At 66.9% G+C, this 15877-nt stretch carries 12 protein-coding genes; 6 read left to right on the top strand and 6 right to left on the bottom strand.

The window, feature by feature from the left end:
- The first annotated feature begins 19 nt into the window (after nt 1-19).
- Nucleotides 20-1390: a DUF4032 domain-containing protein gene (locus EL272_RS03330; protein ID WP_061787885.1), complete on the top strand. Its 1371-nt coding sequence runs from the start codon at nt 20-22 to the stop codon at nt 1388-1390.
- Between the two features lie 33 nt (nt 1391-1423).
- Here the strand turns inward: EL272_RS03330 and EL272_RS03325 are convergent, their stop codons facing one another.
- Nucleotides 1424-2041, bottom strand: a complete 618-nt coding sequence (locus EL272_RS03325) for a class I SAM-dependent methyltransferase (RefSeq protein ID WP_061787886.1) — start codon at nt 2039-2041, stop codon at nt 1424-1426.
- A 425-nt stretch (nt 2042-2466) separates the two neighbouring features.
- Here EL272_RS03325 and cysS point away from each other — a divergent pair, with 425 nt between their 5' ends.
- Both cysS and rlmB read left to right on the top strand, forming a co-directional pair.
- The gene (cysS, locus tag EL272_RS03320; protein WP_061787887.1) at nt 2467-3897 is read left to right on the top strand and encodes a cysteine--tRNA ligase; all 1431 of its coding nucleotides are present in this window, start codon (nt 2467-2469) and stop codon (nt 3895-3897) included.
- The gene (rlmB, locus tag EL272_RS03315; protein ID WP_061787888.1) at nt 3898-4848 is read left to right on the top strand and encodes a 23S rRNA (guanosine(2251)-2'-O)-methyltransferase RlmB; all 951 of its coding nucleotides are present in this window, start codon (nt 3898-3900) and stop codon (nt 4846-4848) included.
- Here the strand turns inward: rlmB and EL272_RS03310 are convergent.
- The 3 genes from EL272_RS03310 to EL272_RS03300 are packed head-to-tail and all read right to left on the bottom strand — an operon-like array spanning nt 4830 to nt 7008.
- Nucleotides 4830-5273, bottom strand: a complete 444-nt coding sequence (locus EL272_RS03310) for an RpiB/LacA/LacB family sugar-phosphate isomerase (RefSeq protein ID WP_014845799.1) — start codon at nt 5271-5273, stop codon at nt 4830-4832. The genes rlmB and EL272_RS03310 overlap by 19 nt on opposite strands.
- A 48-nt stretch (nt 5274-5321) precedes the next feature.
- A complete protein-coding gene (locus tag EL272_RS03305; protein WP_061787910.1) occupies nt 5322-6089 on the bottom strand; it encodes a MerR family transcriptional regulator in 768 nt (255 codons plus the stop codon).
- A gap of 10 nt (nt 6090-6099) precedes the next feature.
- Complete coding sequence (locus tag EL272_RS03300) at nt 6100-7008, bottom strand: DUF2268 domain-containing putative Zn-dependent protease (RefSeq protein ID WP_061787889.1); 909 nt, start codon at nt 7006-7008, stop codon at nt 6100-6102.
- Nucleotides 7009-7150: 142 nt separating this feature from the next.
- Between EL272_RS03300 and EL272_RS03295 the strand changes: the two genes are divergently transcribed.
- From EL272_RS03295 to EL272_RS03285, 3 genes are all read left to right on the top strand, one after another.
- Nucleotides 7151-8956, top strand: coding sequence for an ABC transporter ATP-binding protein (locus tag EL272_RS03295; RefSeq protein WP_073970073.1), 1806 nt, complete (start codon nt 7151-7153; stop codon nt 8954-8956).
- A complete protein-coding gene (locus tag EL272_RS03290; protein WP_061787891.1) occupies nt 8950-10689 on the top strand; it encodes an ABC transporter ATP-binding protein in 1740 nt (579 codons plus the stop codon). The genes EL272_RS03295 and EL272_RS03290 overlap by 7 nt, the downstream gene beginning before the upstream one ends.
- A gap of 108 nt (nt 10690-10797) precedes the next feature.
- Nucleotides 10798-12234, top strand: coding sequence for a glycine hydroxymethyltransferase (locus EL272_RS03285; RefSeq protein ID WP_014845794.1), 1437 nt, complete (start codon nt 10798-10800; stop codon nt 12232-12234).
- 286 nt (nt 12235-12520) lie between these two features.
- Here the strand turns inward: EL272_RS03285 and EL272_RS03280 are convergent, their stop codons facing one another.
- Both EL272_RS03280 and EL272_RS03275 read right to left on the bottom strand, forming a co-directional pair.
- Nucleotides 12521-13762 (bottom strand): MFS transporter, encoded by a 1242-nt coding sequence (locus EL272_RS03280; protein WP_014845793.1) that lies wholly within the window; start codon nt 13760-13762, stop codon nt 12521-12523.
- 405 nt (nt 13763-14167) lie between these two features.
- Nucleotides 14168-15868: an ABC-ATPase domain-containing protein gene (locus tag EL272_RS03275; protein ID WP_061787893.1), complete on the bottom strand. Its 1701-nt coding sequence runs from the start codon at nt 15866-15868 to the stop codon at nt 14168-14170.
- Between the last annotated feature and the right edge of the window lie 9 nt (nt 15869-15877).

Genomic DNA, 15877 nt, shown 5'->3' with positions numbered 1-15877 from the left:
GAGCGGGTAGTGTTGGTTTGTGCCCAGATTCCTAGCTGCCAAGCCAGATGCAGCGTTGATCCGGCTGCCTTGGAACACGCCACTGGAGGCGTGGCCGACGCAGCACTTGGTGGCGCTGCCCAGAGGCATCTCCAGGCACGTGGTCCGTTTCATCCAAGTGGGTGACGAGATCCTCGCGGCCAAGGAGATCCTGGAGGAGGTGGCGGTACATGAGTACCGTCAGTTGACCGAGCTAAGACGCTTGGGCGTGCCGTCCGTTGAACCCGTAGGGGTGGTTCTCGGGCGACAGACCAACGATCACGACCCCTTGGACCCGATCCTGCTGACCCGGCACCTGCCGTTCTCCCTGCCCTACCGGGCGTTGTTCTACTCGGGCGTGAAACTGGACACGGTCAACCGGCTGTTGGACGCCATGGTGGCGTTGTTCGCCCGGCTGCACCTGACCGGTTTCTACTGGGGAGACGTGTCCCTGTCGAACATCCTGTTCCGGCGCGACGCCGGCGAGTTCGCCGCCTACCTGGTGGACGCCGAGACCGGTGAGGTGCATCCCTCCCTGACCGCTGGGCAGCGCACCCACGACCTGGAGATCGCCCGCACGAACCTGTTCGGCGAGTTCTGTGACCTGGAGGCCGGCGGAATGCTGGATCCCTCCTTGGATCCGCAGTGGCTGGTGGACACCATCGAGGAGCGCTATCAGAGCCTGTGGGCAGAGCTGACCGGCGTCGAGGAGTTCAGCGACTCCGAGATGTACCGCCTCGAGGGCCGGGTGCGTCGCCTGAACGCGCTCGGGTTCGATGTCGCCGAGATCGACGTGCAGACCTCCCCCGACGGTCGCACCATCCGCATGCAACCGAAAGTGGTTGAAGCCGGGCACCACGCTCGGCGCCTGATGCGCCTGACCGGGCTGGACGCGGAGGAGCATCAGGCACGCAGACTGCTCAACGACATGGACACGTTCCGGGCGAAGCTGCCCGGGAACATGAGCGAATCGGTGATGGCCCACAAGTGGCTGACGGAGGTCTTCGAACCCGCCGTCACCCGCATCCCGGCCCATCTGGAGGGCAAACGCGAGCCGGCGCAGTTCTTCCACGAACTGTTGGACTACCGCTGGTACCAGTCGCAGCGGGAGAACCGGGAGGTCTCCATCGAGGAGGCCGCCACCGGTTACATCGCGGATGTGCTGGCCACGCTGCCCGACGAGCACATGAGCAACGTGGAGCCCGTCGGCCAAGAGCTGGCCAACAAATACGATCCGTCTCAGGGATTCGTGGACGACCAGTACGAGAAGCCCTACGATCCGTGGGAGGACGAGGCCAACGACCCGGCCATCCCCGTCACCTTCGGTTTCGACATCGATGCCCTGCGCGCCAAGGCGGCCCGGGATTCCTGAACATCCCCGTTACCGGCGGGCTGCACCAGCAGTTCACCGTGCTTCACGTGAGGCGTGAAGCCTCTCGACGATGCCGTGGTGCAGCCTGTCGGTTTCAACGATGGGGAGCCCGAGGGCTTTGACGTGCCGCTTGGGACGCCGGGTCCAGTGCTCCCCCTCGGCCGGGATGGTGATCGCCTGCAACACCCACTGGCCGAGTCTGATGAACGGATTGGTGGATCCGACATGGTCCGCGAGCAGCAGCGATCCCCCCGGTCTCAGTACCCTTACCATTTCCTCCACTCCGGCACGCGGGTCGGGGAAACCGCACAGCGAGAAGGTGCACACCACTGCGTCGAAGGATTCGTCCCCGAACGGCAGCCGCGACCCGTCGGTTCGAAGCAATTCGACTTCACATCGGGCGGTGGCCGCGCGTCTTCTCGCCAGCTGCAGCATTCCCTCGCTCAGGTCCACCCCGATCAACTTCGCCTCCGGTGGGTAGTGCGGCAGGTTGAGTCCGCTCCCCACTGCGACCTCGAGGACCTCCCCCACCGCCCGTTCGCACACCCATCGGCGGCTCGGCACCAGATAACGCTCCTCCATCCGAGCCACCCGCTCGTCGTAGCGAGTCGCGGTCCGGTCCCAGTAACGCCGCACTCTTTCAGTTCGCATGGTTTCAGGGTTCCTCTTCTCTTTTCTCCCGGCCGTCGGATTCACGGCACGGGCTCAGAGCCCCGAAATCCCAACGAAACGACGGCCACCTTTTCCCGGCGCCGATAGGCATGCTCACCGGTTGTCAGGACCACAGGATCCGCGACCCGCTACGGAACCATCCCGGGGAAAGAACTCGCGTCAGGTACGACTCGAACAGGGCTCGCCCGGCTCGGTCGCAGGGTGAACGGGTGCCCGGAAAGCCGGAGGATTCGATCTCCCTGACGTAGTTGGCAAGTCTCAAATCACAAGCTTCCGGTGTACCTTTCCGTCGTTCCAAACTGTACCTATCCGACACCAGTTACTGTACTTTTCCGCCATCAGGGATCGCGTGATTTCGGGTCGTCCGCTGACGCCGGGCGCCGGGCGGCACTAGACTCCGCAGGGTGAATCTGCGCCTGTACAACACCGCCACCCGAGCCGTCGAGGAGTTCGTTCCCCTGGTTCCCGGGAAGGTGTCGATCTACCACTGTGGATTGACGGTGCAGGCCTCACCGCATCTCGGGCACATCCGCAAGGAAGTGGTCTTCGACGTGCTCCGCCGCTGGCTGACGCATCAGGGACTCGACGTCACAGTCGTCGCGAACGTCACCGACATCGACGACAAGATCCTCGCCAAGTCCGCGGAGGCAGGTATCGAGTGGTGGGCGCACGCCTACCGCTTCGAACGGGAACTGCACGACGCCTACGCCGCGCTCGGGTGCCTGCCCCCCACCTACGAGCCGCGCGCCACCGGTCACGTCCCGGAGATGATCGAGCTGGTGGAGGAACTGCTGGAACGCGGCCACGCCTACGTTGCCGACGACGGTTCCGGAGATGTCTACTTCGACGTGCGATCCTGGCCGCGTTACGGGGAACTGTCGGGCCAGAAGGTCGACGAGATGGCCGCCGCGGAGGACGCCGATCCGCGCGGCAAACGCGATCCCCGCGACTTCGCGCTGTGGAAGGGACGCAAACCCGAGGAACCCGAGACCGCGTCCTGGCCCACGCCCTGGGGCAGGGGACGTCCCGGCTGGCACCTGGAGTGCTCCGCCATGTCCGGGAAATACCTCGGCGACACCTTCGACATCCACGGCGGCGGCATCGATCTGCGTTTCCCGCACCACGAGAACGAACTGGCCCAGTCCGCCGGGGCCGGACGCGGTTTCGCCCGGGTGTGGATGCACAACGCCTGGGTGACGATGGCGGGCGAGAAGATGAGCAAGTCGCTGGGAAACACCGCCTTGGTCTCGGAGGTAACGAAGGCCTTCGATCCGCGCGCGGTGCGGTTCTTCCTGCTGGCCCCCCACTACCGCAGCCAGATCGAGTTCTCCCCCGCCGACGAGCAGACCCGAGGATCTTTGGCGGAAGCCGAGAAGGGCATCGAACGCATCGACTCCTTCCTGGCCTCCGCCGGTGAACGCGGTTTGACGCGGGGCAGGGTCGGTGGGCCGTTCTGGGAGGCGTTCGAGGCCGCGATGAACGACGACCTGGCCACCCCGACCGCGGTGGCCACGCTCTTCGAGGCCGTGCGAGCGGGAAACAAGGCTCTGAGCGACGGCGACCCGGGGGCCGCCGACCTGTACGCCACGGTCGCCGAAATGACCAGCATCCTGGGAATCAACCCCGCCGACGCCCCGTGGGCGACCGCCACCGGGGGCGACGACCTGACCCCCGTCGTGGACCGGTTGGTCTCCACGCTGCTGGAGCAGCGCTCCGAGGCCAGGGCCGCCAAGGACTGGGGACGCGCCGATGCCATCCGCGACACCCTCACCGAGGCGGGATTGAGCATCACCGACACCCCGGAAGGGGCCCGCTGGAGTCTGGAGAAGAAATAAATGGCAGGCAACTCGAGACACCCCGGGGCCGGTAACCGCGGCAAAGGCAACACCGCGGGTTCGGGCGGGCGGATCCGCCGTTCGCTTCGGGGCAAGGGCCCCACCCCGAAGGCCGAGGACCGCGTCTACCACAAGGCGTACAAGGCCAAGCAGGAGGCGCTGAAACGTCAGGCGAACCGCCCGAAAGCGAAAACCGGCAACGCCCCGGTGGGGGCGGACTGGGTGGTGGGCCGCAACCCGGTGTTGGAGGCCCTCACCGCCGGGCTGCCCTTGAAGCAGGCCTATGTCGCCGAGGGTGCGGAGCGCGACGATCGGCTCCGCGACATCCTCAAGTTCGCTGCCGAACACTCGCTTCCGCTGCTGCAGGTGACCCGGGCCGAACTGGACCGGGTTACCGGCGGTCTCGTCCACCAAGGGGTGGCCCTGCAACTTCCCGCCTTCGACTACACGGATGTCGAGGACATCTTCGACGCGGCCTTTGAGGTTCCGTCGCGGGGTCTCGTCGTGGCCCTCGACCAGGTGACGGATCCCCGCAACCTGGGCGCGATCATCCGGTCGGCGGCCGCCTTCGGCGCGCAGGGGGTGGTGATCCCGGCCCGCCGGTCGGCCTCCATGACGGCCGCCGCGTGGAAGACCTCCGCGGGAGCGGCGGCACGCATTCCCGTCGCGAGGGTCACGAACCTGAACCAGATGCTGCGCCGCGCCTCCGGGGCCGGTTTCACCGTCGTCGGTCTGGCCGGTGAGGGCGACACCCCGCTGTCGGGCATTCCGGGGCTCGACGGCCCCGTCGTGGTGGTGGTCGGTTCCGAGGGTGAGGGCCTGGCGCGTCTGGTGCGGGAGAACTGCAACGCCCTGGTCTCGATCCCCATCACTTCCGCTGTGGAGTCGCTCAACGCATCGGTGGCGGCCTCCATCGCGCTCTACGAGATCGGTCAGCAGCGGGTCTCGTAGGCCGAGATCTCACCGAGTCTGGGACCGTAGCTGCTCGCCGGGTCGTGACGCAGGTCGAGCCAGATGTCCACCAGGGCCCAGGCCGCCGGTGCCGCTATGACGTTCTGACCCATGCACAGGATCTGGGCGTCGTAGTTCTCCACCGATCCCCGGACGGTCAGCAGGTCGTGGGCGGTCGCGGCCCGTATTCCCGGCACCTTGTTGGCGGCGATGGCAGTGCCGATGCCGGTGCCGCACACGAGGATGCCCCGGTCAGCTCTTCCCTCCGCGATAGCCCGGCCCGCCTGGAAGGAAAGCTCCGGGTAGGTGATGTCCGGCGTGGACAGGTCCACCAGGGCACTCACCCGTTCGTCGCCCGCAAGTTTCTCCTTGAGCGCTTCCTTCAGCACGGCTCCGTTGCCCGGAGCGCCAATGATGATTCGCATATCCGAAGCCTTTCATGCCGGGACGCGTGATACCGGTCCCGGGTGTCTTCATTCCTGTTCCTCATCGATGTGCAGCAGGAGCGCGTCGCGGACGAACTCGGCTCCGACCCGTCCCCCGAATGCGTGCCGCATCGCGGGGTCCTGCACGTACATGTGGGCGAGCCCGCGGATCATGGCCGATGAGCGTTCCCTGTCGCCGGTGTGCGTCGGGGTTCCCGGGATCTCACCGAGCCAGGCCACGTGCCGGTCCACGAGCCGACGCACCTCCGGGGAGTCCAGCGTGGCCCCGGCCCGCTGGGCGCGAACCCAGTCGGCGACGAGCCGTTCCGAGCGCTTCTTCCACGCCTGCTGTTGGGCGAGGGTCTTGCCGTGCCACCAGTCATGGCCCGCCTGGTAGGCCTCGCGACCCCAGTGCGCGACCACCTCTTCCTCATAAAGGTCGTTGAACCCGTCGAGCAGCACATCCGGTTTCGGCGCCCTCCCTTCATGGCGCGCCTCGAGAAGGTGTTCCACGGCCCGGATCTTCCGGTCCAGGGCGTCCCGTTCCCGGTGCAGCCGCCGGATCTGTTCTTCGAGCGCCTCGTCCTCCTGGCCCTCCGTTTCGCCATCCAGGAGTTCGGCGATGCCGGCCAACGACATTCCGGTTTCGCGGAGCAGCAGGATGCGTTGGAGTCGCGCTACGGCCCAGGCGTCGTAGAAACGCAGCCCGGATCCGGAGGTCCGGGTCGGGGTCAGGAGGCCGATCTGGTCGTAGTGGCGCAGCGTCCGGGGCGAGATGCCGGCGCGTCTCGCCAGTTCCCCGGTCGGCCACTCCACCACATGTCCCTCATTCCCCGAAGCGGTTCGTCACGTCCAAGGCTGCCACACCGGCCTCAGCGACAACTCTCCAATCCGTGTGCACCGAGGCCGCGGCGGTGGTTCCGCACCGCTCCAGGTATGCGTCGACGATCCGGTTCCCCGCTGCGTATCCCGCTCCGGTCGGCAATCCCACCGGTGCGGCACCGAATCTCCTGGCGGAGGCGTCGCCGAGCACCCAAGGGGTGAAGTTCCACATTCCCGTGATCTCCATGCCGGAGATCACCTTCGCCGCGGCGGCGTCGTCTCCCGGGCACGGCACCGCGAAGTGCGTGTAACCGCGCCGGCCGTGGAGTTCCCTGGCGAAGGCATCGGCCAGTCCCTCGGCGACGATCTGCTCGCCGAGGGCAACCGCCATCGGATCCCAGACGATACCGCCTTGTCCGTAGCGGACGTTGTGGTGGAACTCGTGGGCGGCGATGGCCTCGATCCGGTCGCACACCACGCGGTTCGGCCACAACGTCAGCTCGATGAATCCGGGGATTCCGCCGAATGCCGACAGCCCTTGGATCTCCTCCATGAAGTGGTTGTCCGTCGGGTCGCCCAGGGTCACCAGCACGGTCAGCTCCCCGGGGAGAACCAGGCCGGGATCGGCCGCGGTGAGCGCCCGGGCCGCCTGGTGGATCCCCGCCTCCACACGCTCCCGGACCCGCGCCTCCTCCAGCTCCCCCAGCCCGGCGCGCAGCTGCTCATCGGCCCCTTCGACCGGGAAACCGAAGGTTTCTTCGTGCATGGCGAGCTGGTCCGGGCCTCCGGGAATGAACGGGTACATGCCGTCCATGGGGGATCGCATGCGACGGATGAGGGCGGGGCGGTCGGCGGCGGGTGCATCCAGGATCTCCCGGGTCGCCGCCAACGAATCGAGCACGGTTATCCTCATGCGCCCGAGACTCGCAGGTGACGCAACGTCAACTGCAAGTCAGCCGCCTTGGACCAGCGTTTCGGAAGCCTCACCCCCTTGTAGGGGTATACCCCCAGAATGCTAATTTAGGCATGCCTGCCTTCTATCTGGAAGAGACATCATGTCAACGCAATCTTCTGTTTCCGACGCCGTTCCCGCGAATGCCCCGAGGTCCGTGTGGGATCTGGTCCGCAGCGCACGCGGCTCGATGTACCTGGGGTTCACCCTCGCCGCTCTGGGAGCGGTGTTCAAGGTGGTGCCCTACATAGCGATCGTCGAGATCACCCGTTCCCTACTGGCGGGGAACCCGGATTCCGCGCACCTGTGGGGGTGGGTGATCGCCGCTGTGGTGTGCATGGTGGTCCATTCGCTCTCCTACACCTACGCGCTGGGGAACAATCACACCGCGGAGGCGAGGCTCCGTCACGAGCTCCGGCAGCGGCTCATCGGCAAACTGGGGGTCGTGAACCTCGGCTGGTTCTCGGCCCGGAGTTCGGGTCGCATCCGGCAGGCCGTCTCGAACGACACCGCCGACATCCACTCCCTGGTGGCGCACCTGGCCGGCGACTTCGCAAATTCCCTCATCAGCCTGCTGGTCAGCCTCGGCTACCTGTTCTGGCTGGACTGGCGCTTCGCCGGTCTGCTGATCGGCTGCTACCTGCTGCTCTCGGTCGTGGTGTATGCGACCGGCATGACGGGGATCAGGAAGGTGTTCGATGATTACGCCGAGGCCGAGCGGCAGCTTTCGGACCGGACGGTGGAATTGGTGGACGGCATCAAGGAGGTCAAGAACTTCGGCATGACCGCAGAAGTCTTCGGACGTTTCGACGAGGCGCAGAAGAGGTTCTCCAAGGTTTCCCTGGTATGGATGCAGAAGCAGAGCATCGGCCTGAGCCTGATCGCATCGCTGCTGCGGCCCGGCCCGGTGTTCGCCGCGACGATGGGGCTGGGGTTGGTGTTCACGCTCCAGGGATGGTTGTCGCCGGTGACGGTGGTGGCCTTCGCCCTGGTGTGGGTCGGGCTGCCCGAGGGGCTGCTGACCCTGATGGAGATGTCACAGAACCTGTACGCGGCGAAGCAGGCCGCGAACAGCACCCTGCACATCCTGCAGGCCCCGGAGCTGTCCGAACCGAACGCCGAGATCGCCCCGGAGGAGGAAGCCCCCGCGGTGGAGTTCCGCGACGTCAGTTTCTCCTACGACCCCGGGGAACCGGTCATCCAGGAGCTCTCCCTGAAATGCCCACCGGGCACGGTCACGGCGCTGGTCGGCCCCTCCGGCGGCGGGAAATCCACGCTGGCCAGGCTCATCGCACGGTTCTGGGACGTCGATTCCGGGACGGTGCTCGTCAACGGGCGCGACGTGCGGGACCAGCCCTCGCGGGAACTGCTCTCGTCGATGTCGCTGGTTTTCCAGGATGTCATGCTCAGCACCGACACCGTCCGCGCAAACATCGCCCTCGGGAACGCGGATGCGACCGAACACGAGATCGAGGAGGCCGCCAGGGCCGCCTGCATTCACGACCGCATCATGCAGCTTCCCGACGGCTACGGCACGATCATCGGTGAGGGCGCCCATCTCTCCGGGGGTGAGGCGCAGCGCCTGACGATTGCGCGGGCCTTCCTGGCCGCATCCCCCATCCTGATCCTCGACGAGGCGACGGCGCAGGCCGACAGCCATTCCGAACGTCTGATCCAGCAGGCCATCAGCAACCTGGCCCAGAAACGCACGGTGATCGTGATCGCCCACCGGCTCTCCACGATCCAGGGCGTCGACCAGATAGCCGTGATCGACGCGGGCCGGCTCGTCGAGCTGGGCACCCACGACGACCTGCTGACCCAGGACGGCCCCTACGCCCGGTTGTGGCGGAACCAGACCAACATCGCCCACGCCCTGGAAGGGCTCAGGGGAAAGGAACAGGCATGCTGAAGCAGTTCCGTCGCTACCTCGACAAACCGGGAGTCGTGAACGCTCTGATCGCCGGTTACGCCGTCTCCGCGCTGCTGCAGGGCCTGGCCTTCGTGGCCCTGATCCCCTTCCTGCGGGCCTTCCTGGGCCCGGATCCGGCGTCCTCCCTGACGTGGTTGTGGGTTCTGATCGGTCTCGGGGCCGCCGCCTTCCTGGTGAACTGGATCAGCATGGTCATGGCCATGCGCATCAGCGTCATCGACGTCTGCGGCAACCTGATCTCGAAGATCGGGCGCCGGGTCTCGGCTCTCCCGCTGGGTTGGTTCCGGGCCCGGAGCGCCGGGGACGTGGCCGCCGCCGTATCCAGCGAGGTGGGCATCCTCTCCCACCTGGCATCAGTGGTGTTGCCCAACCTGGTCTCGGCGATCGTGATTCCCGGCACCGTGCTGGTGGCCACCTTCTTCTTCGACTGGCGGTTGGCCCTGGTGATGGCGGTCAGCCTGCCCTTCACCTATCTGGTGTGGCGTTGGGGTCTGCGCAGCATCAAGCAGGAACACGCCCAGGAACCCGTGCTCAGCTCGGCCAGCGCGGGAAGGCTGATCGAGTACGCCCAGCTCCAGCCCGTCCTCAGGGCCCGTGGCCTGGCCGGCATGCAGTGGTCCCCCATCCGGAGCACCCTGGAGGCGGAGAACCAGGGCGTTCACCGGCTGCTCAAGCTCCAGGGCCCGCCCTTGGGGACCCTGCTGGTGATCACCCACGCCGTCTTCGCCGGGGTTCTGGCCTTCGGGCTGGCGTTCGCCCTGGACGGGTCGCTGGATCTGGCCACCTTCGTGGCCGTCGTGGTGATGACCACCCGGTTCGTGACCCCCATGACCCACGCGTTGCTGTACCAGGGGGAGATCCAGAAGTGCGAGATCTCGCTGGAGGCCATCGGGAAGATCCTGGACACCCCCGTGATGCCCGAGCCCGAGAAACCACAAGTTCCCGGGAACCACGACATCGGGTTCCAGGACATCACCTTCTCCTACGACCCGGATGCCCCACTGTTCCAGAACTTCTCCCTGGATGCGCCACAGGGCCAGATCACCGCGATCGTCGGGCCTTCGGGCTGTGGCAAGTCGACGCTGACGAAACTGGCGGCGAGGTTCTGGGACGTGTCCGCCGGTCGGGTCACCATCGGTGGGGTCGACGTCAGGGACATCGCCACGGAACAGTTGATGTCGATGATCTCGATGGTCTTCCAGGACGTTTACCTGTTCAACACCACCATCCGCGAGAACGTTCGCATCGCCAAACCCGGGGCCACCGACGAGGAAGTGGAGGAAGCCATCCGCCGGTCCCGCCTGGAGGAGGCCCTGAAACGGTTGCCGCAGGGACTCGACACCCCCGTCGGCGAGGGTGGACTGCGCCTGTCCGGTGGTGAACGGCAGCGCGTCTCGATCGCCCGCGCTTTCCTGAAGGACGCCCCGATCCTGCTGCTCGACGAGGTCACCTCGGCGCTGGATGCCGAGAACGAGGCGGTCCTGACCACGACCCTCGAGGAACTCTCCCGGGGTCGCACGGTGGTGGTGATCGCCCACCGGTTGAGCACCATTATGAACGCCCACTCGGTGGCGGTGCTGAGTGGCCGCGAGGCCGGTCAGGTCACCCGGGTCGTGCAGCAGGGCTCCCCCGCCGAGCTGGCGAAAACCGAGGGGCTGTTCGCGGAACTGCTCGAGGACTCCCAGGCCATCAGCCGGTGGCGGCTGGCCTGAGACGCATCGAACAGCTGTCCGGTCAGGTCTTTCCCCGGGGTTTGGCCCTCGCGGCCGCTCCCCGGGGACTAGATTTGGTCCCACCACCAATTCCCCAGAGGAGTAGATGTGACTGATGCAACGGCGCTTTCAGGCGCTTACAGGACCCTGCTGGATGTGATCGGGAAGGTCGAGCCCCGGATCTGCCAGGCGATCCGCGACGAACTGACCGACCAGCGCGCATCCCTGAAGCTGATCGCCTCCGAGAACTACGCCAGCCTGCCGGTGCTCGCGACGATGGGCACCTGGCTGAGCGACAAGTACGCCGAGGGCACCATCGGCCACCGTTTCTATGCGGGTTGCCAGAACGTCGACGTAGTGGAGTCCGTGGCCGCCGAGCACGCGCGTGAACTGTTCGGCGCCGAATACGCCTACGCACAGCCCCATTCCGGGATCGACGCGAACCTGACCGCCTACTGGGCAATCCTGGCGCATCACATCGAAACCCCGGCGCTGACGGAGTTTGGTTCGAGGAACGTATCCGAACTGTCCGAGGCCGACTGGGAGACGCTGCGGGCCCGGTTCGGCAGCCAGCGGCTGCTGGGCATGAGCCTGGATGCGGGCGGGCACCTGACCCACGGGTTCCGGCCGAACGTGTCGGGCAAGATGTTCCACCAGCGCTCCTACGGCACGAACCCCACCACCGGGCTGCTGGACTACGACGCCCTCGCCGCGCAGGCCGCCGAGTTCAAACCGCTGGTGATCGTCGCCGGCTACTCCGCCTACCCGCGTCGCATCGATTTCGCGAAGATGCGGGAGATCGCCGATTCCGTCGGCGCGGTGCTGATGGTCGACATGGCCCACTTCGCCGGCCTGGTGGCGGGCAAGGTGTTCACGGGCAACGAGAACCCGGTGCCGTTCGCCCAGGTGGTGACCACCACCACCCACAAGTCGCTGCGCGGCCCGCGCGGCGGCCTGGTGCTGGCGACCAAGGACTACGCGGGTGACGTCGACCGTGGCTGCCCGATGGTGCTGGGCGGTCCCCTGTCACACATCATGGCTGCCAAGGCCGTCGCCCTGGCGGAGGCCCGCACCGAGGCGTTCCGGGACTACGCGCACCGGGTGGTCGACAACGCCCGCGCCCTCGCCGAAGGGCTGCTGAAACGCGGCGGCACCCTGGTGACCGGAGGTACCGACAACCACATCGTGCTGCTGGATGTCTCCTCCTTCGGTCTGACCGGGCGGCAGGCGGAGTCGGCGCTGCTGGATTCCGGCATCGTCACCAACCGCAACTCGGTGCCCAACGACCCCAACGGCGCCTGGTACACCTCGGGCATCAGGCTCGGCACCCCGGCTTTGACGTCGCGGGGCTTCACCACTTCTGACATGGACGAGGTCGCGGCCATGATCACCGACGTGCTGAAGAAGACCACCCCGACCACCACGAAGGACGGTAAACCGGGCAAGGCGAAGTACGAACTGGCCCAGGAGGTCGCGGATGGATCGAAGGATCGCGCGGCGAAGCTCCTGGATCTGCACCCGCTCTATCCGGGCCTGACGTTGTGATGACGACGTTTTCGAGCTGATTCCGCTGCTGGCCCTTTCGGCCGGGGTGTTCCTCCAGTTGTTCGTCTGACTCAGCCTGAGGAAGCCTCGGCAGAAAGGGGCCGGTACACCCCGCAGTCGAGTGCTGCTCGTGCTCGGCGGTTTCGCTGCGCTGGTGTTGCCCTGCGCGACCTTCTGCTCCCGCAAGAGCCCGGTGTGCGCGGCTCCTGTGCCCCGTCCGGTTCGTAGCCGGGCGGGATGGCGCTCCGGCTGGTTCGTCAACCGAATCAGTCCGCCGGGGCATGGATCACTTCGTCGGCGACGCCTTCGCCACCAGCTCTGCGATGTCTCGTCTCAGTGCGCGCGGGTGCAGGTTGCGGGCTGTCGCCAGGGACAGCAGCAGGCACAGGGCCCCGGAGAGGATGAAGACCAATCGGACTCCGAGCAATTCCGCTGTGACTCCGCCCAGCAGCGCACCGCCGGGCATCGCGATTCCCATGGCCATGAACGCCTGGACGCTCGCCACCCTGCCCGCAAGCTCGCGCGGAGCGATCCTCTGCCGCAGAGATGCGACCAGGACGCTGACCATGATGCCGAAGAACGAGTTGAAGAACAGGCAGCCGGCAAGCAGCACAAGATTGTTTGAAGCGATCATCAGGAGCAGCAACGGTCCCGCCAGAGCCACCCCCACCGGCAGAACGTAGCTGAAGCCCAGTTTCCGATCGGCCACCGGCGCTAGGGCCCCTCCGAGCACACCTCCTGCGCCGGAGATGCTCAACACGACGCCGAACGCCGTCGCTGATGCGCCCAGGTCGTTCGTGACGTAGATAACCATGACCGCCAGCACCCCGCTCTGGGCGAAGTTGACGACGCCCATCACCGACAACAAAGCGACCACCACAGGCTTGCCCCGGCACCACGCGACGCCCTCCCGCACGGCCTGCCACATCCCCGCCCCGCCGCTGGCGGGCGCCTGTCCTCCGCCTGCGATGCGCGCCACCAGTGCCGAGGCCAGCAGGAACGAGACCGCGTCTATCAGGAACGGCAGCCAGCGCGCGAAACTGAACAGCAGCCCGCCCAGCCCGGGCCCGATGAAGTTCATCGACGCCGCCTGCATCGCATGGAACGTGCCGTTGGCCGCTGACAGGTCGTCGGGGTCCTCCACGATCTCCGGGATCATGCCCTGGTTCGCCGCCGAAAAGACCGTCTCGCCGACACCGAGACAGAAGCTGACGACCGCCAGCACCCAGATTCCGGCGAGGTCGAAGAACACAGCCCCCGCGAGCGCCCCCACCAAGACGCACCGCGACAGGTCGATCAGCACCATCAGCGACTTCCGCTTGAACCGATCCGCGACAACCCCGCCTGCCAGGCCGAACAACAGCCACGGGAGCCGGTTGGCCACGACGACAAGCGAGATCAACAGCGGATCCGACGTCATTGTCGACGCCAGCAGCGGAGCAGCGACAAGCCGGATCCCGTCCCCAATCGACGACACCCCCATCGCCGACGCCAGCTTCAGGTAGCTTCCGTTGCGAATCAGGGCCACTTCCATTCCTTCCGCACGAGTGAACCCAAATCGGCCAGAAACCATCTTGACACCCATCCCGCATGACCAACCTGCACCGGCCCCACCCAGACTCCCCCTTTCCGGGAATACCCGCATCACCTCCCCTTGGAGCGCCCACGCCTTCCCTGACTGCCTCTCTCGGGGACGAGGATCATCAACCCTCCCACCGCTCCTCAATCTTCCAAAGCCGGCCGAACCGGTCCGCGAACACCAACCATCCCTACGAAGCTGGTTGAGCCGATCCGCGAGCGCCAGCGAGCGGATCGTGTCGAAACCACCTCGCGCATGTCCGAGGACCCTTCCCCGGCTTCCGGCAGTGGTTTCGACACGGGCTGTTCCTCCACTGAGACCCGGTTCAACCAGCTTTGGGTTCCGGGGACGGGGTCAGGGCCGGACCCGGAGTCCCCGGTGGCGGTTGACCGCTGCCAGGATTTCGTGGCGGCGGGGGCGGGCGAGGTGCCCGGGATGACCACAGTGGAGTGAAAGCCAGTCGAGGCCCTTCTCGTCGATGCGGTGCAGCAGTTCGTCGATCCGCTCGGGCATGCCCGCCCGGTCGTCGAGGAGGTCGCCGATGCGGTCCAGCGCGTGGGCGATGGCCTGCGTCTGCGCGGCGTCGACCAGCTGCGGAACCGCGGCGAGGTCGATGTCGTCGCGGCCGTACTGGATCCTGGTGCGGCTCCGCGCCTTGGCGGGTTTACCGGTGCCGGATGGCGGCAGGGACACGACCCCGGGGCGTCCCGCCCGCAGGCCGTTGAACACCTCCGTCGCCTCGGTGGACGGCGGGGCGGCCGCTATTTCGTGTGCCTTTTCGGTGACGTCGACGGGCACGTAGTGATTGATGGCGATGACGTGGTCGGCGACCTCGAAGAACGCCCCGGAGCCCCCGGCGACGAGGATCGTCGATGTCCCGAGCTCGCCGTACAGGGGACGGATGCGGTCCACGAACGGGGTGATGGGTTCCTGGGCTGCGGGGATGAGGGCGCGCATGCGTTCGTCGCGGATCATGAAGTTCGTGGCCGAGGTGTCCTCGTCGATCAGCAACGTCGACGCTCCGGCCTCGACGGCCTCGACGAGATTGGCGGCCTGGGATGTGGAGCCGCTGGCGTTGGTCGTGCTGAAACAGCGCGTGTCGGTGCCGGAGGGCAGGTTGGTGATGAATGGGGAGATGTCCACGCCGGTGACCGCCCGGCCGTCTTCCGCGCGGATGGTGACCGCGTCCGGGCGGGTGATGACCCATTCGCGGCCGTCACCGCCGATGTGGGGATAAACGCTCCGTTCGATCGCGCGCAGCAGCGTAGATTTCCCGTGATACCCGCCGCCGACGATCACGGTCACACCCTCGGGGACGCCCATGCCGGTGACCCGGCGGCCGCTGGGCAGGTCGAAGGTGACCCGCAGGTTTCCCGGGCTCTCGAAGGGAACGACCGCATCGCCTGTGAGGGGCAGGTCGGAATCGCCGGAGCGGCGGGGCAGGATCGCGCCGTCGCCCACGAAGGCCACCAGCCCGCGCCCCGGCAGGAGCCCGCGGAGGTGTTCCTGGTCGCGCAGCAGGGTGACGTGTTCGCGCAGGGCACGCCGGTCGAGGTTCCGGTGCAGCAAGGAGGCCTCGGCGACGCGCGGCAGGAGGTCGGTCAGGAGCCTGGCCGCCTGGTGTCCGCGGGCCCTGCGCCCGGAGGCGGGCAGGCCGACGTCGATGCGGGCCTCGACCCGGTCCGCCAAGACGGCGACACTGGTACGCTCCAGCACCTCCTGGCCGGGCCGACCGATGCCCACGAACCCGCCGTTTCCCGTCCCCTCCGGCCTCGGGATCATTCGATGCGCGGCGTCCGCGAACCGGCGTGTGAGGAAGTCGGAGACCGCGGTCCTGCCCGCGGCGTCGTCGGTCAGGTCGGCGGGCAGATCCGCGACCTCCCGGTTGACGATGATGCGCATCCGCGACGGCGGGGCGTAGGGGTCGACCTGCACGTGGTCGACGACAAGCCGGACGGTACCGATCCGGTAGCTGCCGGTCAGTTGTTTGTACGAGGCGTATCCCCGCCCGTCGAGTTGGGCGAGGACACGCCTCAGCGTTTCTGCATCACGCATGAACGTCCT

The sequence above is a fragment of the Arachnia propionica genome, assembly GCF_900637725.1.
GTDB lineage: Bacteria > Actinomycetota > Actinomycetes > Propionibacteriales > Propionibacteriaceae > Arachnia > Arachnia propionica.
The sequence above is the reverse complement of the archived record's forward strand: the minus strand, read 5'-3'. Positions and strand labels throughout refer to the sequence as shown.